The 18590-nt window shown below is 38.8% G+C and carries 15 protein-coding genes; 10 read left to right on the forward strand and 5 right to left on the reverse strand.

The annotated features are described in order from the left end of the window. The first annotated feature begins 31 nt into the window (after positions 1-31). Both JWQ54_RS05680 and JWQ54_RS05685 read left to right on the forward strand, forming a co-directional pair. Complete coding sequence (locus JWQ54_RS05680) at positions 32-2494, forward strand: bifunctional UDP-N-acetylmuramoyl-tripeptide:D-alanyl-D-alanine ligase/alanine racemase (RefSeq protein WP_299581471.1); 2463 nt, start codon at positions 32-34, stop codon at positions 2492-2494. Positions 2495-2508: 14 nt separating this feature from the next. Then, entirely contained in the window at positions 2509-3105 is a 597-nt protein-coding gene (locus JWQ54_RS05685) for a DUF502 domain-containing protein (protein ID WP_299581474.1), read from the forward strand. A gap of 79 nt (positions 3106-3184) precedes the next feature. Here the strand turns inward: JWQ54_RS05685 and JWQ54_RS05690 are convergent, their stop codons facing one another. Beyond that, on the reverse strand, positions 3185-4441 hold the full coding sequence (locus JWQ54_RS05690) for a TCR/Tet family MFS transporter (RefSeq protein WP_299581475.1): 1257 nt from the start codon (positions 4439-4441) through the stop codon (positions 3185-3187). 256 nt (positions 4442-4697) lie between these two features. Continuing rightward, complete coding sequence (locus tag JWQ54_RS05695; RefSeq protein WP_299581478.1) at positions 4698-5981, reverse strand: TCR/Tet family MFS transporter; 1284 nt, start codon at positions 5979-5981, stop codon at positions 4698-4700. A 175-nt stretch (positions 5982-6156) separates the two neighbouring features. Between JWQ54_RS05695 and JWQ54_RS05700 the strand changes: the two genes are divergently transcribed. After that, a complete protein-coding gene (locus JWQ54_RS05700) occupies positions 6157-8109 on the forward strand; it encodes a TlpA disulfide reductase family protein (protein WP_299581481.1) in 1953 nt (650 codons plus the stop codon). A 399-nt stretch (positions 8110-8508) separates the two neighbouring features. Beyond that, on the forward strand, positions 8509-10767 hold the full coding sequence (locus JWQ54_RS05705; RefSeq protein ID WP_299581484.1) for an amylo-alpha-1,6-glucosidase: 2259 nt from the start codon (positions 8509-8511) through the stop codon (positions 10765-10767). Here the strand turns inward: JWQ54_RS05705 and JWQ54_RS05710 are convergent, their stop codons facing one another. Next, positions 10768-11475: a TIGR00730 family Rossman fold protein gene (locus tag JWQ54_RS05710; RefSeq protein WP_299581487.1), complete on the reverse strand. Its 708-nt coding sequence runs from the start codon at positions 11473-11475 to the stop codon at positions 10768-10770. It lies immediately after the preceding gene. 68 nt (positions 11476-11543) lie between these two features. Beyond that, positions 11544-13076 (reverse strand): sodium:solute symporter, encoded by a 1533-nt coding sequence (locus JWQ54_RS05715; RefSeq protein WP_299581490.1) that lies wholly within the window; start codon positions 13074-13076, stop codon positions 11544-11546. A 312-nt stretch (positions 13077-13388) separates the two neighbouring features. Here JWQ54_RS05715 and recR point away from each other — a divergent pair, with 312 nt between their 5' ends. From recR to JWQ54_RS05740, 5 genes are all read left to right on the forward strand, one after another. After that, a complete protein-coding gene (recR, locus tag JWQ54_RS05720) occupies positions 13389-14006 on the forward strand; it encodes a recombination mediator RecR (protein ID WP_299581493.1) in 618 nt (205 codons plus the stop codon). A gap of 2 nt (positions 14007-14008) precedes the next feature. Then, complete coding sequence (locus tag JWQ54_RS05725) at positions 14009-14842, forward strand: glycosyltransferase family 2 protein (protein ID WP_299581496.1); 834 nt, start codon at positions 14009-14011, stop codon at positions 14840-14842. Between the two features lie 101 nt (positions 14843-14943). Beyond that, on the forward strand, positions 14944-15162 hold the full coding sequence (locus JWQ54_RS05730; protein WP_299581499.1) for a hypothetical protein: 219 nt from the start codon (positions 14944-14946) through the stop codon (positions 15160-15162). Further along, a complete protein-coding gene (locus JWQ54_RS05735; protein WP_299581501.1) occupies positions 15152-15487 on the forward strand; it encodes a hypothetical protein in 336 nt (111 codons plus the stop codon). Before JWQ54_RS05730 ends, JWQ54_RS05735 begins: the two co-directional genes overlap by 11 nt. A gap of 14 nt (positions 15488-15501) precedes the next feature. Then, positions 15502-16317, forward strand: coding sequence for an SDR family oxidoreductase (locus JWQ54_RS05740; RefSeq protein WP_299581504.1), 816 nt, complete (start codon positions 15502-15504; stop codon positions 16315-16317). Between the two features lie 23 nt (positions 16318-16340). Here the strand turns inward: JWQ54_RS05740 and JWQ54_RS05745 are convergent, their stop codons facing one another. After that, positions 16341-17306 (reverse strand): ion channel, encoded by a 966-nt coding sequence (locus JWQ54_RS05745; RefSeq protein ID WP_299581507.1) that lies wholly within the window; start codon positions 17304-17306, stop codon positions 16341-16343. A gap of 294 nt (positions 17307-17600) precedes the next feature. Here JWQ54_RS05745 and trpD point away from each other — a divergent pair, with 294 nt between their 5' ends. Beyond that, the gene (gene trpD / locus JWQ54_RS05750; RefSeq protein ID WP_299581509.1) at positions 17601-18590 is read left to right on the forward strand and encodes an anthranilate phosphoribosyltransferase; all 990 of its coding nucleotides are present in this window, start codon (positions 17601-17603) and stop codon (positions 18588-18590) included.

Raw genomic sequence — 18590 nt, forward strand, 5'->3', positions numbered from 1 at the left:
CTATCTACAGAAATATAAGCAAATTCGTACCATGCTCAGCAATCAATACACCATTTCGGAGATCCAACAAATAATTAATGCAGGCGGAGTTATTGTTAAAGAATACAATATCAACACCTTATTAACTGATAGCCGCCGGATCAGCAACCCTGCGGGTGGCTTGTTTTTTGCTTTGAGCGGCAGACGAAACGGGCACGAGTTTATTGCCGAAGCTTACGCTAGCGGTGTTCGGAATTTTGTAGTAAAGCAGGGTAATGAAATAAAAGCCCCTTCAGCCAACTTTTTAATGGTAGATGATGTACTTGCCGCTTTACAAACATTGACTGCTTATCACCGTACCCGTTTTAAGCTTGAAGTAATAGGCATTACAGGCAGCAACGGCAAAACTATTGTGAAAGAATGGCTGTACCAGCTATTATCGCCCGATAAAAACATCGTACGGAACCCTAAAAGTTACAACTCGCAAATTGGCGTACCACTTTCTGTATGGCAGATAAACGAAAAAAACGATCTGGGTATTTTTGAGGCGGGGATCTCTACTGTTGGTGAAATAGATAAGCTGGAAGCTATTATAAAGCCCTCTGTTGGCATATTAACACATATTGGGCCAGCACATGACGAGGGCTTTGAAAGCCGCGACCAAAAGGTACTGGAGAAATTAAGATTATTTAAAAATTGCCGGCTGCTGATCCACAATTACGATCAGCTAATTGACTTTAAAGATAAAATCCCTGTTAAAAACTGTTTTACCTGGAGCACCAAATTCAAGCAAGCCGATCTGTATGTTTTCAGTGAAACTGTGATCTCAAAAAATTACTATTTAAGGGCAAAATATAAAGGTAAAGAGATTGAATGCCTGATCCCATTTTTGGACGAAGCTTCTGTTGAAAACGCTATAGTTTGCTGGGCCACTATGCTGGCCATGGGGTACACTGCCGTTGAGGCTGATAAAAGGATAGAACATTTAAATGCCGTTAGCATGCGGCTTGAGCTAAAAACGGGAATAAATGATTGTTCGGTTATTGATGATTCATACAACTCGGATATTCAGTCGCTGGAGATTGCATTAAATTTTTTAACACAGCAAAACCAGCATCATAAAAAAACATTGATCCTGTCGGATATTTACCAGTCAGGATTACAGGCCGATGTATTATACAGGCAGGTTGCCGATATGATAAAGATTAAACAGGTGGATAAATTTATAGGCGTTGGCGAAGCGCTGTCAATTCACCAGGATTATTTTGATACGGCTGAAAAACACTTTTACCCGGATACATCAGCCATGCTTCAACATTTGCGGGTGCTAAATTTCAGGGAAGAAACCATCCTGATAAAAGGGTCCCGTAGTTTTGAGTTTGAGCGCATAAGCCGTGCGTTGGTGCAAAAAGCTCATGAAACTATATTAGAGATCAATCTGAATGCCTTACTAAACAACCTTAATTTTTATCGCTCCAAATTAAAGCCGGGAGTAAAAGTAATGGCAATGGTAAAAGCATTTTCATATGGCAGCGGAACTTTTGAAATAGCCAACATATTGCAGTATAATAAGGTTGATTACCTTGCTGTAGCCTATATTGACGAAGGTGTAGCTTTGCGTAATACCGGTATTAACCTGCCAATAATGATTCTTAACCCCGAGGCATCGGCATTTGATAAGTTAACCGAGTTTAAGCTGGAGCCTGTTATATACAGCTTTGGCTTATTTGACGAATACATAAAGTATGCACAGGAGAAAAACGTACTGGATTACCCTATCCACTTAAAAATTGATACCGGGATGCACCGGCTGGGCTTTGAAAATGCCGATGTGGAAACACTGTGCGATTTGCTGGAAGAAAACAGGTATGTGCGTGTACAATCAGTATTTTCGCACCTGGTTGCCAGTGAGGCAAAAGAACATGACGAATTTACAAAAAAGCAGATCCATAGTTTTGAAAAGGCTTACAAGCAGATAGAGAAAACTTTGGGCTATAAGGTGATCAAACACTTGAGTAACACATCAGGCATTATGCGCTGGCCCGGGGCTCATTATGATATGGTAAGACTTGGGATAGGATTGTATGGCATTGACATGGGGATGGCGACACCTGATACCGGCTTACAACCGATTGCAAGCTTAAAGACCAGTATTGCACAAGTAAAAAAAGTAAAAGCCGGAGAAACCGTTAGCTATAGCCGCAGCGGCAAACTGGCGAAGGATGGAAAGATAGCAACCGTACGCATTGGTTATGCCGATGGCTATCTGCGTGCTTTTGGCAACGGAGTTGGTAAAATGCTTGTTAAAGGTACATTGGTGCCCACTGTCGGCAATATAACAATGGATATGTGCATGCTTGATGTTACAGGGATTGATGTAAGGGAGGGTGATGAGGTTATAATATTTAATGAGCAGCAGCGCATTAATGAATTGGCGACACAAATTGGCACCATACCTTATGAAATTTTAACCAATGTTTCGCAACGGGTAAAAAGGGTGTACTTTTACGAATAGAAACAGGAGTTAAGATGAAGCAGATTGCAAGGGCACTTTTACGGTATTTTATTAAAGGTTTATTGATTGTAGTTCCGCTTGGCGCAGCTTTTCTTTTAATTTTCTGGGCAGTTAAAAGTATTGATAGTGCCCTGAATTTAAGCGATATGTTATGGACCGACCCAAAAACCGGAAAACCTGTATATATTCCGGGTTTGGGCATTTTAAATGTGCTGGTTATAATTTTAATAGCGGGCATATTGGTAACCAATGTAGTAACCGACCCTATAAAACGCTGGTTTAACCGCTGGCTTAACCGTTTGCCGCTGTTTAAATTTTTATACTCCTCTATAAAAGACCTTACAGAAGCCTTTGTTGGCGAGGAAAAGAAATTCAATGAACCTGTATTGGTTGAAATAAATGAATTTGGGTTAAAGAAAATAGGGTTTATGGTACAAAAAGACCTTTCCGCGTTAAATCTGCCGGGAGAAGTTGCCGTTTACTTCCCCTACTCCTATTCATTTGCCGGGCAGGTTGTTATCATATCTGCCGAAAAGGTAAAACTTATAGATAGAAGCGCAGCAGATATGATGAAATTTGTGATTTCAGGCGGTGTTAGCGGGTTGAACTAGTGTCGTGTCAATCATGAGTTAACGCTTAGTCTTGAGTCGAAAGTCTTGAGTTCTAAGCCGGAAAAACAATAAAATTCACTTATGACTTCCGACTAAAGACTTTTGACTTAACACCAGCTTGTTCAGTCTTTTTAAAGCTTCTTACAGCTATAAAAGCACTTATCAGCATTAACGCTGAGGCAAGGAGATATGCACCTCCCGGAAAATAAACAATCGAGTCTTTGTGAGTGAAATATGAAAATACATAACCAAAAATGAGCGGCCCTATAATCACGCTTAAACTATTAATAATTGTTATTGCGCCTTGCAGCTCACCTTGTTCTTTTTGAGAAACCTTACCTGTTGTAAGCCCTTGCAGTGCCGGGCCGGAAATCCCGCCCAAACAATAAGGGATCATAAATACGTACATCATCCAGCCCTGGCTTGCAAAAGCTATTAGCGTTAATCCAATTGCATAAAATACCAACCCGGCTACAATATTTTTTTCCTGTCCGAATTTTGGTATCGTATACCTGATAAGCCCTCCTTGTATTCCTACCAGAAGTAGGCCTATAACAATACCGAGTGTACCAACACTGCTTAATGTCCAATTGAATTTTTCGAATAAGTAGAATGACAGCAGGTATTCTACAGCTTTTTGGCCGATGTAAACCAATGTTATAGCACCTAACAAACCGGTTAAAGCCGGCTGTTTAGTAAAAACTCTTACCAGGGCCCCAACCGGATTGGCGCGTTTCCATTCAAACTTTCTCCTGTTTTTAAGCGGTAATGATTCCGGTAAAACAAACAAACCATAAAGCCCGTTAAAAAATGCCAGCCCCGCCGCCGCTATGAAAGGGATTTTTATATCAATAGCGCCAAGGTATGCGCCTAAAGCAATACCTATTATAAACCCAAATCCAGATGCAGCCCCTACCAGTCCAAAATTTGAGGCTCTTTTATCGCCTGTACTAACGTCTGCTATATAAGCCGTAGCTGTAGCGTTACTTGCACCTGATATCCCGGCAATAAACCGGCCTACAAATAGCCATGCAATAGTTGGCGCAAAAGCCATAAACAGATAATCGATACTAAAACCGAAGAGAGAAATCAATAAAACAGGTCTTCGGCCATACCTGTCGCTAAGGTTACCCAATATCGATGCAAAAACTAATTGCATTGATGCATAGACAAAAGTTAACCAGCCACTATATTGTGATGCTATACTTATATCAATATGACCTAAGGTTTGCAATAACTTGGGCATTACGGGAATTATGATGCCTAAACCCAAAACATCAATAAAGATGGTTATAAAGATAAATCCCAACGCCGCAGATTGTTTAGGTTTTGCCATATATTATTTCATAGTGAAAAGGCCCGATGAGTATAAAAGTTTTAGTTAGCATAAAATAAATATAGTATTAGAGATTAGAAATTAGAAGCTAGTGTCGTGTCAATCATGAATTGACGCTTAGTCTTGAGTCGAAAGTCTTGAGTTCTAAGTCAGAAAAAGACAAAATTTGACTTAAGACTTGCGACTTAAGACTGTTGACTTAACACTAGAGATCAGAGATTAGCTAATGTGAAAGTTGAAATGTCAATTTGGGATATTAGGTAACTTTTTCTTTCGGACTTCCGGACTTCCGGACTAAATTTAAACTCTGATCTCTGGCCTCTGATCTCTTTTCCCCCCTAAAACTCCGTACAGCTAATATCGCCCTTAAAAGCATCAATATAGCACCTATTGCAAATGGCGCACCCGGGAATTGAAAAAACGGATTAGGCTTTGTAAAATAATAAAATGATTCAGTCATCAACAGCGGGCCGAATATAGAACTAATGCTTATTAAGCTTGTAAGGCCGCCCTGCAGTTCGCCCTGTTCGTTTGCAGGTACGCTATTACTCATATATCCTTGTATTGCAGGGCCCGCTATTCCCCCTAAGCAATAAGGAATCAGGATAGCAAACATCATCCAACCCTTAACAGCAAAAGCAAAAAAAGCAAGACCTGAAGCGTACAAAAGCAGGCCAATCCAAATGCTTCGTTCGGTTCCCAGTTTAGGCAATATTATCCTGATCAAACCTCCCTGCACAGAAGCCACCATCAAGCCCACAAAGCCAAGCGAGTAACCCACCATATCCTCATTCCAGTTAAATTTTTTGATTGTGTAATAAGTCCATACGCTTTGCACGGCCTGTGCTGCAAAATAGATCAGGAACATGCATAATGCTAAACCTATTACAGATTTATATTTTTTTAGCTGGATTACCGAGCCGAAAGGATTTGCTCTTTTAATATCAAACGACCGCCTGTTCTCCGGCGCTAATGATTCGGGTAAGATAAAATAGCCATAAATTGCATTAAGTAATGCCAGGGCGGCGGCAGCGATAAACGGATAATGAACATCATATTTTCCGAGAATACCGCCCAGAGCCGGGCCTATAATAAACCCAAGGCCGAATGCAACACCAACTAATCCGAAATTGGCTGCGCGTTTTTCAGGGTCGCTTATATCAGCAATATAGGCAGATGCTGTTGTAAAGCTGGCACCTGTTATACCCGCAACAATGCGACCCACAAACAACCAGGCTATAGTAGGCGCAAAGGCAGAAAATAAATAATCAACACTAAAACCCAAAAGAGAACATAGTAATACCGGCCTGCGGCCAAATTTATCACTAAGGTTACCTATAACCGGCGCAAATATAAATTGCATGCCCGCATAAGCGGCAGTAAGCCATCCGCCATACCATGAAGCATCGCTTACATCTCCATGAATTAAATGTTCAATAAGCTTTGGTATAACTGGTATAATAATTCCCAGCCCGATAACATCAATTAGTAAAGTGGCAAAAATAAATCCAAGCGCTGCCTGTTTTTTAGGTTTGTGCATAGCCCGCAAAATAAAAATTATTATATAATTTTTTTAAATAAAACTTGCTTATAAATAAACAATCACTAACTTTAACTAATAATATAGTTATTACGAGGCCTTCATGATTTGTGATACAGGGCATCATTTTCAATATTGCTTCCTTAACCTTAAAAAAAACACTCGTATGAAAAACATGAAAATCCTATTTGCATTACCGGGCATCCTGGCCATGCAGTGTGCATTTGCACAAACCGAAACACATCTTAAACTGTCTGATGCCTACCCTTCTGCAGGCGAAAAGATAACTTTAACTTATGATCCCGCAGGAACCGCATTGGATGGAAAAAAAGATCTTACCGCTGCCGTTTATTACCTGGATAATAAAGACTATCCCGTCGCTGACATCGACCTGAAAGCAAATGAAAAATTACTGACCGGTGAAGTTACGGTTCCGGCAACGGCTAAAGCTTTTTTTGTAAAAATAAGCGGTGGCGAACAGGTTGATAACAATAATGATAAGGGGTATGTGTACCTTGTTTATAAAGATAAGCAGCCCGTTGAAGGCGCTTATGCCATGCAGGCATATTTGCTTTCGAGCGGAATGGGCACCTATTTTGCAAAAATAAAAACGGATAATGCCGCAGGAATCGACCTATACAAAAAGGAATTTGCAATGTACCCGCAAAGTGAAAAGGAGTACGAAGCAAATTATTACTCATTTTTAGCCAGGACGCCTGCAAATAAAGCTGCGGTTGATGCCAAAATTACTGTTCTTGAAAAAAGCGCTGATGAAAAAGACCTGATGCTTGCAGCCAACCTCTTAAGCATGTCGAAAAAAACAGCAAGAGCTGATTCATTAAATGCAATAATCAAAACAAAATTCCCTGATGGATTAACCGTTAAAAACAGTTTAGGCAGAGCATTTTCTAAAGAAAAAGATCTTGCAAAAAAGGATTCTATATACAACGTTTATATTAAAAAGTATCCGGAAAGCCCTACTGACAAAAATACAATACAAGATAACCTCAGATTACAATTGGCCAGCGCATATCTTGAAAAAGGCGATATGGCCAATTATAATAAATATGAAGCTTTAGTTAAAAATAAAACAAATTTAGCAGGATCATTAAATAATGTAGCTTATCCATGGGCGCAAAAAGGCGAGCATTTGGCTGACGCTGAGAAATTATCGAAACAATCGCTGGATATTATTTCAGAAAAGATCAGCAATCCTGTTGGAGCTGCATACACTTCTCCTTCGCAAATGAAAAAGAATTACGAGTATACCTACGATATGTACGCTGATACCTATGCCCTGATCTTACTTAAAGAAAACAAATTGGATGAGGCCCTTAAGTATGAACAACCCGTATTTGACCATAGCGGCAAAAACATTGAAGCTGAAGTATATGAGCATTACATACAGATACTAAGCGCTTTAGGACAATCCGCCAAAGTAAAACAAAATGCTGAAAATGCTATAAAAGACGGCAAAGGAACTGAAACAATAAAAGCCGAGCTCAAAAAGAACTATGCTAAAATAAAAGGCAATGACAGCGGGTATGAGCAATACCTGGCTTCGCTTGAATCGGCAGCAAAAAACAAAATACTGACAGAGCTGGCTAAAACTATGATCAATCAGCCATCCCCTGCTTTTGCATTGAAAGACCTTGATGGTAAAACCGTATCACTGGCAGACCTTAAAGGCAAAGTGGTAATAGTTGATTTTTGGGCAACCTGGTGCGGCCCTTGTAAAGCTTCATTTCCGGGCATGCAAATGGCAGTAACCAAATACAAGGATGATCCTAATGTTAAGTTTTTATTTGTTGATGTATGGGAAACTGCAGCAAATTATACCGATGAAGTTAAAAAGTTCATTGCTGATAATAAATACACTTTCCACGTACTGCTGGATGAAAAAAACGCAAGTGGCAAGCAGGACAAAGTAGTAAGTACATTCGATGTATCAGGAATACCAACTAAGTTTATTATTGATAAAAACGGGAATATCCGCTTTAAGTATGTGGGTTACATAGGTACACCTGAAAAACTGGTTGACGAAGTAACCAACATGGTTGATATGGCCGGTAATCCCGAAGCTTATGCCGCTCAAAAGCCAGAGGCCGCAAAAGCCGGTATGAAATAATAAAAACGCTGTTTTAAAAAAGAAGAGGCTGTATCAAAAGTAACTATGAAAGCCCCGGTAAACCGGGGCTTATTTCCCTTTCCCGTTGGCTGTGTCCCCACAGCCAACCACCATGCTAATCGAAAATGTATTAGTTTGGAACAATATAAAATATAGAAAAAAGCCAACGACATAAAGCTTATTAATATACGATATGAATATAGCGGGAATGTCCTGGTGGTTAAAAATTATTATATGACTTCTTCAAATTATAAATTTTAGCCTTAAAAAATGTAATTTGCCCCATTATAAACCATTTTCATTCATCCTGGCATGAAAGCTTTTCCTCTATTTGTTTTGTTATTGATTGTAATGTGTAAGGCAAAGTCTCAATCCGTTGATCCTTACGCGACCCATATTATGCAAGGAATTAGCAATAGTAAAATAAATAATACAAATCCTTATGTAACAGCCGGAGACCGCGCCTACCTCATAGGAACCCAGGATGGAAAATTTCCCGATATGGGTGATCATGTAAAGGGCGAAATGGCTGGCTTATGGTGTCCGCCTTTTAAACTTGCCGACGGTTTTTGGGTAAGTGTAACCGATAAAAGTACAGGCAAAGCCATGTGGTTAAACGCTGATAAATTTATAACCTATCCTTATGGTAATAAATTCATTTACAAATTACCTTTTGATGGTATAAGCATTGAACGCTTTCAATTTTGCCCGGATGGTAAAACAGGAACCCTGGTAAAATATACTGTGAAGTATACCGGCAAGGCAAAGAGGGAGTTAAAGCTTTCATTTAATTTAAAAACGGATATCAGGCCAGTCTGGTTCACAGACACGGTCGATGTTGATTTTGCAGACAAAATATTATCAAAACCAAAGGATGATTATTTTTTAGCCAAAGACAGTGTTAAACCATGGTACCTGGCAATGGTATCATCTGTAACAGCAAACGATCAGCAATTAAATTCAGGAACAAACCTGCCATATAAAACTATTGGCCGTGGCGTTTCATATACTGCAGATTATGATTTTACCTTAGAAAATAATAGCACTAAGAGCATTACATTTTGCATCGCCGGATCAGAAAATGATCAAAATGCGGCAATACTATATTCCCGCAATATGTTAAAGCACTATAACGAATTATTAAAGGAGAAAATAAATAATTATAAAAAAGTTATTTCCCGTGCTCAAATTACCATTCCCGATGCACAGCTTCAAGATGTTTATAACTGGGTAAAGATAAACACTAACTGGCTGATAAGAAGTGTGCAGGGAACCGGCACGGGGCTCACGGCCGGGTATATGGAATATCCGTGGTGGTTTGGCTGCGATAACACCTACGCTTTGCAGGGTGTTTTAGCCACCGGGGATTTTAAACTGGCAAAATCAACGCTCGGGTTATTATACAATAAATCAAAGGCTGTGAATGGAAATGGCCGTATAGTTCATGAAATATCCACAAGCGGCAAAGTATATAACAAAGGCAACACGCAGGAAACCGCCCATTTTATTATGTGTTCCGGAACTTATTTAAAATGGACAGGAGACACTGCTTTTATCAGGAAGATCTACCCCTCAATAAAAGACGGGATCAACTGGCTCCTGAACACCATGGATACTAATCATAATATGTTTCCGGAGGGTTACGGCATTATGGAAGTAACCGGCTTAAATGCGGAACTTATTGACGTTGCTGTTTATACCCAGCAAGCCTTAAAAAATGCAGCTGAAATGGCAATGATAATGGGTGATAAAAAAACAGAAGAAAAATATAACTCACTGGCAAATAACTTAAAGGTTAAAATAAATAAGGACTTTTGGGATGAGGAGAGCCTGTCATACTGTGATTTTTATGGAACTAAACAACAGGCACTATCTACATTGGATGGCGCTTTAAAACAACTGAAAATCAGAGAATCTAATACCCGTGATAAACAACAAAATGAAAGAGAAAATTTCTATAAAGAATTGCAGAAAAAAATTGGCTTGATGCCCGACACAAGCCGCGGCTGGTTAACAAATAAAAACTGGGTAATAAACACTCCTATGGAAACGGGAATCGCTCCACATAAAACAGCAATTATGGCACTTGACAAGATCCGACAAGAGAATTGTGGTGAATACGGGCCCTACTTATCAGCAGTGGAGAAGAAATACATGATGACCATAGCCACCGGGGTACAAGCTGTTGCCGAATGCCAGTATGGCCGGATAGACTCGGCGATGTGGTATGTAAAAAAAATAGCGGCAACGTTTAACCGGGTGCTACCCGGCTCCATTTCTGAAATGATGCCGGATTATGGTTGCTTCACACAGGCATGGACAAATTACGGCATCGACATACCACTGGTGAGCTATGTATTTGGAATATCACCTGATGCCGTCAATCATACTGTAAATATCAAACCAAACTTACCTTCAACATGGAAAAACATCAATATCAAGAATGTACAAGTGGGGAGTAATAATTTAGCAATTGATGTAAAAACTAAAGGAAAGAAGTGTACTTATACAATCACTCAAAGCAAGCCCAAGTGGAAAGTTTTGTTTAAAGTAAATTCCAGGTCATCATATTGTATTTTAAATGGCCAAAAAGTTAAATTAACTGACTCAGGACTTGTCCTCTTTGCTAAAACCAATATAGTTACAGTTTCCCTGTAATTAAAAGTTCGGTTTCAGCACATACTTCTCGTAAAACCGGAAAATATGTTCAGCTGCTTCCTCGGCAGTATCAACCAGCCTGTAAAGCATCAGATCGTCGGGATGGATATTGTGTTCCTGGTCAAGCATTTTTTCCTCAACCCAGTTAAACAGTCCTTTCCAATAATCAACACCAACAAATATAATGGGGAACCGGGCAATTTTACCCGTTTGTATCAGCGTAATGGCCTCGAATGATTCATCCATAGTTCCAAACCCACCAGGTAAAACAATAAAACCCTGCGAGTATTTCATAAACATTACCTTACGGATAAAAAAGTAATCAAACTCCAGAATCTTGTCCCTGTCTATATACTTATTATGAAATTGCTCAAAAGGCAATTCGATATTTAACCCTACAGATTTCCCGCCAGCTTCGTAAGCACCTTTGTTAGCGGCTTCCATAATACCTGGCCCGCCGCCGGAAATCACGCCATATCCCCTTTCGGTTAAGATCCGTGCAGCGTTTTCTGCTATCTTATAATACTTATTATCGTTATGTGTACGTGCCGAACCAAATATGGATACACATGGACCTATTTTTGCCAGCTTTTCAAAGCCGTCAACAAATTCAGCCATAATTTTAAAGATCTGCCAGGAATCGGTTACTTTAATTTCCTGCCAATTTTTGTTCTCAAAAGCTTGTCTTATTTTCTCTTCACCTGTCATACATCTTTTTTAGTCCGGAAGCCGAAAGTCGGTAAAGTCCGGTAAAAGTTAATTAATCTGCAATAATATTACAATAAATCACCTGTTAAGTTTGCCCCCTCAATATTATCAAAATTTCGGACTTCCAGTCGTTCGGATTTTTTTGAAGATGTAAGCCACAGACCAACAAATGTAATTAATCCATTAACTATTATTAGTTCGTTATCAAAAACATAACCGCCCAACAATTTGGCTGAATTAATACTTAGATAATAACATATTGCGGGAGAGATTAAACAAATAAAAGGCACTAACTTATCCTTAACCTGCCGGTTACCTAAAAATAATCCAAACGAATAAAGGCCAAGCAATGGCCCATAGGTATATGATGCCACTTTAAATATGGCATTAACAACTGCCGTATTAGTTATAGCATTAAATATAATAATTGTTAACAGCATACAGCCCGAAAATGCGATATGCACATAATGGCGTACGTTTACCATTTCTTTGCTGTTGACATTCAATTTTTTATTAAAGCCCAAAAAGTCTACACAAAAAGATGTAGTAAGTGCCGTTAAAGCTGAATCAGTAGTTGCAAAGGTAGCTGCCGTTAAGCCAAGCATAAATACCATTGCAGGGATCAGACCCAGGTATTTTAAGGCGATTGTTGGGTACAGGTAATCCGTTTTTTCAACTGTGATGCCATATTTTGCTGCGTACATATAAAGCAGGGCACCCACACACAAAAAGAAAATATTTATAACCACAAAAACTGCAGTAAAGCTAAACATGTTCTTTTTTGCTTCACGGATATTTTTAAGGCTCAGGTTTTTTTGCATCAGGTCCTGATCAAGACCCGTCATAGCCACTGTAATAAATAACCCACCTAAAAAAGCCTTGCTAAAATGGAATTTGCTGGTTAAAAAATTATCAAAGAAAAAGACCTTGGAGTAACTGCTTTTCTTTATTGCGTCGACAGCTTCAAAAATATTGTAGTGAAGGCTCTGGCAAATAAAATACATCGACAAAAATACCGACGACACTAAAAATAGCGTTTGCAGGCTATCTGTAATAATAATGGTTTTAAGGCCGCCTTTAAATGTGTACGACCATATCAGCAACAAACATATTAAACCCGTTATAAAAAATGGCACATGGTAACTATCAAAAATAAATTTCTGTAAAACTATAACCACCAGGTACAGCCTGAATGATGAACCTATGATCCGGCTGATCAAAAAGATCCCAGCTGCAGTTTTATAGCTCCAGGCACCAAGGGCTCCTTCAATATAACTGTATATTGAAGTGAGTTTCAGTCGATAATACAGCGGGAGCAAAACTGTTGCTATAACTACAAAACCAGCGGCATTACCCAAAACAAACTGAAAATATTCAAACTCATCGCCGGTTACAGCGCCAACTTTGCCGGGTACCGATATAAATGTCACTCCGCTTAATGCGGTACCAATCATTCCAAAAGCTACTAGGTACCATTTAGAATTACGATTAGCCACAAAAAAAGTATCGTTATCTGATGACTTACGTGAGGTTAACCATGATATAATGAGCAATACTAAAAAGTAGCCGATGATAAATGTGAGTAGTACTCCGGGAGACATGTTGCTTTGTTAGTCCGAAAGTCCGGAAAGTCCGGAAGTCCGAAAGATGAACTAATTATCGAAAGTACAATTTAACATTATTATTTTAAGGAGTTTTTTAACCCATTATCATAACCAAAATTACTTCGCATTGTGCATAAATTTTAGAGAAATCAGGTTGATCAATTAGCCTGCAAACTCATAACATTAAATCCGGGCGACAAGTTATCAAACAAAATGAAATTTATCCAATAATTTATTTTCGCCAAATTGCGCGTCATTTTTCGAACTTGCAGACTTCCGGACTTTCGGACTATTCCCTATCTTCGCGATATGAACTTTTCATCAAGGTTGCTGGAAGATGCTGTAGCTGAATTTGCGAAACTGCCGGGGATAGGCCAAAAAACTGCTTTACGGTTGGTTTTGCACTTGCTTAACCAGGATAAGAGTGACGTAGAAAAGTTTAGTGCGACTATAAGCAAGCTGCGTAACGAGATCCAGTTTTGCAGGGTTTGTTTAAATATTTCCGATCATCCCGTCTGCCAGATCTGCTCTTCCCCAAAACGGGATCATAACCTCATATGTGTAGTCGAAGATACCCGTGATGTTATGGCTATTGAAAATACCAACCAGTATAATGGTGTATACCATGTATTGGGTGGCTTAATATCGCCAATGGATGGCGTCGGACCGGCAGACCTTGAAGTAGATTCATTACTTGAACGCTTAAAAGAAAATGACGTAAAAGAGATCATTTTTGCCCTTAGCGCTACAATGGAGGGCGATACCACTATTTTTTATTTAGATAAACGTTTAAAATCTTTTGATATAACCATCTCAACCATAGCTCGTGGCATAGCTTTTGGTGGTGAATTAGAGTACGTAGATGAAATTACCTTGGGCAGATCCATTGTAACACGCATTCCGTATGTTAATTCATTGTCAAAGTAAATATGAAGCTATCAATAATCGTTGTTAACCGTAACACTTGTATATTGCTAAAGCAAGCAATATATTCTTTAATTGATGCTTGTAAAAGCATTGATTATGAATTACTTATAGTCGACAATGCATCTACTGATCATTCATTACAAATGCTTGAGAATAATTTTCCAGATATAAATGTTATTGCAAATGACGCCAACCTGGGAATAGCAAAGGCAAACAATCAGGCTATAAAACAGAGTACAGGTGAGTATGTTTTACTGGTCAGTCCGGATACAATAACCATCAAAGATTCAATTGAAAAGATGATTGATTTTATGGACGGGCATGCTGATGCAGGTGGCACAGGTATAAGAATGCTTAGTCCGCAGGGTCGTTTTTTACCGGAGTCTATCCACGGTTTAACAAAAACATGGGGCGCATTTTTAAAACTTATCGGCTTTGCCAGGCATCTTTCTAAAACCCGTTTATATGATCGCAACCGTAAAGACTGGGTTGAAGAGTTCCAGGTGGCCGAGGTTGATATATTGAATGGCGCTTGCATGATGTTGCGCAGCTCGGCATTAAATGAAACCGGGATGTTTGATGAGCGCTTCTTTATGTACGGAGCTGATATTGACCTTTCATACAGGTTAAGGTTGGCTGGCTTTAAAAATTACTATTATCCAAAAACATATATCATCAATTTCGAAAACCATCATTTGGCCAAATTTAGCTGGAACTACATTAAGTATTTTTATGGCGCTATGTTTATATTCGCCGTCAAATATTTAATAAAAATGCCTGACATTAATTTGAAGGGCATACCGCAGTTATTCCCTTCAAATTATGAGGTTAAATAAAAAGTTTAACCACTTCTATCATCATAATTACTAAATTTTATTAATTAACATTGATGATTAAGTTATACAATCAAAAAAAATAAAATTCTTAAATTTGAGGCATGAAATTAGCGCTTCAATATTTGAGTGATGTAAATGGCAACCCAAAAGCCGTCCAATTATCATTAACTGATTGGGAAAAGGTTTTGGCTAAACTTAAAAAGTACGAACAGACATTAAAAATCAAATCGGACTTAACAGAAGCTTTTAACCAGGTAGCTTTATTGAAAAATTCCAAAGAAAAAAAGCAAACCCTAACTGATTTTCTTAATGAGCTTTAGCATTATCCCCACAGATAAATTTAAAAAAGAAGCTAAAAGACTTATTAAAAAATACCCTTCCCTTAAAAGTGAGCTCGTTGACCTCAACATTTATTTAGCAAATGATCCTACATCTGGGACATCATTAGGCAATAATACTTATAAAATTAGAGTTGCAATAAAGAGTAAAGGAGCAGGTAAAAGTGGCGGAGCCCGAGTTATAACGTATCTTTTATCTAAAAACAAGGAGGTTTATTTGTTAACCATTTACGATAAAGGTGAGCTTGACTCTATTGACGATAAAGCTATTAAAAGCATCATAAAGCACTTAGACACAGGCAAATAATACTTCATCAATTCATGAACTTAACCAATAAAATAGTAATAATTACCGGCGCTTCTTCAGGAATAGGCAAATCTCTTGCCATAGAATTTGCCAAACGCGGTGCAAACCTTGTTTTGGGTGCAAGGCATTTTGTTAATTTATGCACAATTACACAACAGCTCGAGCAGCAATACAAAATAAAAGCTGTAGCTGTGCAATGCGATGTAACCATTGAAGGAGATTGTGAGCTTTTGATTAAGCAGGCCCTTGTTACTTTTGATAAAATAGATATACTGGTAAACAACGCAGGGATCTCAATGCGGGCATTATTTAAGGATACTGATGTTAAAGTTCTAAAATCGGTAATGGATGTAAACTTTTGGGGTACAGTTTATTGTACCAAATATGCGTTACCAGAGATCTTAAAAACCAAAGGCAGTATTGTTGGCGTATCATCAATAGCGGGCTACAAAGGCTTACCCGGACGCTCAGGTTATTCGGCCTCAAAATTTGCCATGAATGGATTTTTAGATGCTTTACGGGTTGAGAACTTAAAAACAGGTATCCACATATTAACTGCATGTCCGGGTTTTACGGCATCAAACATCCGCAATACGGCTTTGGATAAAGAAGGTAATGAACAGCGGGAAAGCACATTAAACGAAGAAAGTATGATGACCAGCGATGAAGTTGCTAAAATTATTGCTAATGGTGTTGAAAGCCGGTCAAGAACGCTGATAATGACCGGGCAAGGAAAATTAACAGTATTGATAGGCAAATTTTTTCCTAAGCTACTGGATAAGCTGGTTTATAATACTTTGGCGAAAGAAAGAAATTCGTTGCTTAGATAGAAGCATCTGCTAAACCTAATGGTTTATTCCACCCCAACCTTTTCCAAATCAAATGGCACATGCTCACTTATCTTGCTGATATCTAAAACTATCCGGCCGGTTTCATCACGGTCGAAAACAGGTTTAAATTTAGCACCCCAAATAATTTCATGAGCCTGGTATTGTGTTCGTGAATGAACTGTTTGTGAAAAGGTATCATCAAACGCCCTTAAAAGAATAGCAAATCCTGCTTCTGATTTAATAAGCTCATCCTTCGTCATGTCAATAAGTGGGCTATTTTCATCAAGCGGGTGCACAATTGTCCAGTTTAATGTTAACACGCTCACCTTGCGGCGTTCAAGTTCAAGGGGATAAAACCGGCGTACTGTTTTTCCATCCACGGTTTCATTGTATGAAAATATGATCTCAATTTCAAGGTCGATCAGCATATTTCTTCGCAGGTTGGCCAAACGGAACATCACACCCCGGCCTGTATCCATGTAAGGCGCTACCAATATGTTTTTACTATATATAATTTGTGCCGATGGCCTCGAAAATCGCCCGTACAACAAGCCGGTTGCCAATGCAAATGCCAGTAGCCCCATCATTGACTCTAATGCAGCCACACTGTTTGTTGTCATCCCCCTTGGACTAATATGCCCGTAGCCTACAGTTGACATGGTTTGTGCCGAAAAAAAGAAGGCATCCATAAAATGATCGAACCTGGTATTTCCTGATGTTCCATCCAGGCTATGGGGGCCTATTGAAGTATAGATAAATGCAAATATTATATTGACAATTAAATAGCTGCTTAAAACAACCAACCAGAATTTTGTCCAGCTCATTGTAATTAGTGTATGGTAACTATTAGCTGTATTAAAAAATGACAGCCCTACACGTTTTACGTTGGGCGACCCGTCTTTATTCATTAAAGGCTGGTTTTTCATAACCGGCTGTGGACCAAAGCCTAGATCATCTTCAGGGTTTATTTTTCGTTTTTGGATAGCCATAATCAGATACATTAGCTTTATGCTTTGTAAAAATATCATTCTGCTTGCTTTTAGTAAAAACTATTTCCATATTTGTGGCACAAATGATAATAAAAGCAATAAACAATAATTGGTGGTGGCTTAACGAGTAATCGTAAGGCAATTCCATTTATGTTTTTTCAAAATATTCAGAAGGGTTGCCATAATGGCAACCCTTTTTTTTGCCCCCCGGCCCCCTAAAGGGGGAGTTATTTGGAGGGTGAAATAGTAAACAATAAATAACCATTAAAATCCCCCTTTAGGGGTTAGGGGCTTATGAAGCAGATATTAAATCACCTTTTTGAACACAAAACATTTACCCGTGAGCAGTCAAAAGAAATTTTGACTGCTATTGCACAGGGTAAATACAACAATTCGCAAATGGCAGCCTTTATGACGGCCTATTGCATGCGCAGCATTACCGTTAATGAGCTGGAAGGTTTTCGCGATGCTATGCTTGAGCTTTGCCTGCCTATTGACCTTGAAACTGACCAGGTAATTGATCTGTGTGGTACTGGTGGTGATGGTAAGGATACTTTTAATATTTCAACACTTGCCTCCTTTGTTGTTGCGGGAGCCGGTTATAAAGTTGCCAAGCATGGTAATTATGGCGTTTCATCTGGTTGCGGGTCATCAAATGTGATGGAATTTTTAGGTTGTACATTTACCAATGATACTAATAAGCTAAAAACAAATATAGACGAGGCGAATATTTGCTTTTTACACGCACCCCTTTTTCACCCTGCCATGAAAACCGTTGCACCAATCCGCAGGGAGCTCGGGGTAAAAACATTTTTTAACATGTTAGGTCCATTAGTTAATCCGGCAAAACCAAAAAATCAATTGGTAGGTGTTTTTAATTTAGAGCTTGCCCGGGTTTATGCCTATCTGTATCAAAAATCGGATATTAAATACACTATAGTAAATGCACTGGAGGGTTATGATGAAGTGTCATTAACCTGCGATTTTAAAACATTTTCGGGCGCTGGCGAAAAGATAAACAGTATTGAAAGTATGGGCTTTGAAAAACTTGACCCTAAAGATATTTTAGGAGGAAGTACGATCAGTGAATCGGCAGATATTTTTGTTGAAGTACTTAATAACCGCGCTACTGCAGCACAAAGCAATGTGGTTTTATGCAATGCGGCGTTGGCTATCAGCACAATAAATCCTCAAAAAAGCTTTGCTGATTGTTTTTATGAAGCAGAAGAATCACTGATCACCAAAAAAGCTTTGAAAAGCTTTGAAACATTAGTTGCTAACTGA

The organism is Mucilaginibacter sp. (genome assembly GCF_028288225.1).
Lineage (GTDB): Bacteria > Bacteroidota > Bacteroidia > Sphingobacteriales > Sphingobacteriaceae > Mucilaginibacter.

What these genes read in the sequence shown, in the direction of transcription:
- JWQ54_RS05680 (WP_299581471.1), top strand. Translation starts at nt 32, where the DNA reads ATGCTCAGCAATCAATACACCATTTCGGAGATCCAACAAATAATTAAT.
- JWQ54_RS05685 (WP_299581474.1), top strand. Translation starts at nt 2,509, where the DNA reads ATGAAGCAGATTGCAAGGGCACTTTTACGGTATTTTATTAAAGGTTTA.
- JWQ54_RS05690 (WP_299581475.1), bottom strand. Translation starts at nt 4,441, where the DNA reads ATGGCAAAACCTAAACAATCTGCGGCGTTGGGATTTATCTTTATAACC.
- JWQ54_RS05695 (WP_299581478.1), bottom strand. Translation starts at nt 5,981, where the DNA reads ATGCACAAACCTAAAAAACAGGCAGCGCTTGGATTTATTTTTGCCACT.
- JWQ54_RS05700 (WP_299581481.1), top strand. Translation starts at nt 6,157, where the DNA reads ATGAAAATCCTATTTGCATTACCGGGCATCCTGGCCATGCAGTGTGCA.
- JWQ54_RS05705 (WP_299581484.1), top strand. Translation starts at nt 8,509, where the DNA reads ATGCAAGGAATTAGCAATAGTAAAATAAATAATACAAATCCTTATGTA.
- JWQ54_RS05710 (WP_299581487.1), bottom strand. Translation starts at nt 11,475, where the DNA reads ATGACAGGTGAAGAGAAAATAAGACAAGCTTTTGAGAACAAAAATTGG.
- JWQ54_RS05715 (WP_299581490.1), bottom strand. Translation starts at nt 13,076, where the DNA reads ATGTCTCCCGGAGTACTACTCACATTTATCATCGGCTACTTTTTAGTA.
- recR (WP_299581493.1), top strand. Translation starts at nt 13,389, where the DNA reads ATGAACTTTTCATCAAGGTTGCTGGAAGATGCTGTAGCTGAATTTGCG.
- JWQ54_RS05725 (WP_299581496.1), top strand. Translation starts at nt 14,009, where the DNA reads ATGAAGCTATCAATAATCGTTGTTAACCGTAACACTTGTATATTGCTA.
- JWQ54_RS05730 (WP_299581499.1), top strand. Translation starts at nt 14,944, where the DNA reads ATGAAATTAGCGCTTCAATATTTGAGTGATGTAAATGGCAACCCAAAA.
- JWQ54_RS05735 (WP_299581501.1), top strand. Translation starts at nt 15,152, where the DNA reads ATGAGCTTTAGCATTATCCCCACAGATAAATTTAAAAAAGAAGCTAAA.
- JWQ54_RS05740 (WP_299581504.1), top strand. Translation starts at nt 15,502, where the DNA reads ATGAACTTAACCAATAAAATAGTAATAATTACCGGCGCTTCTTCAGGA.
- JWQ54_RS05745 (WP_299581507.1), bottom strand. Translation starts at nt 17,306, where the DNA reads ATGGCTATCCAAAAACGAAAAATAAACCCTGAAGATGATCTAGGCTTT.
- trpD (WP_299581509.1), top strand. Translation starts at nt 17,601, where the DNA reads ATGAAGCAGATATTAAATCACCTTTTTGAACACAAAACATTTACCCGT.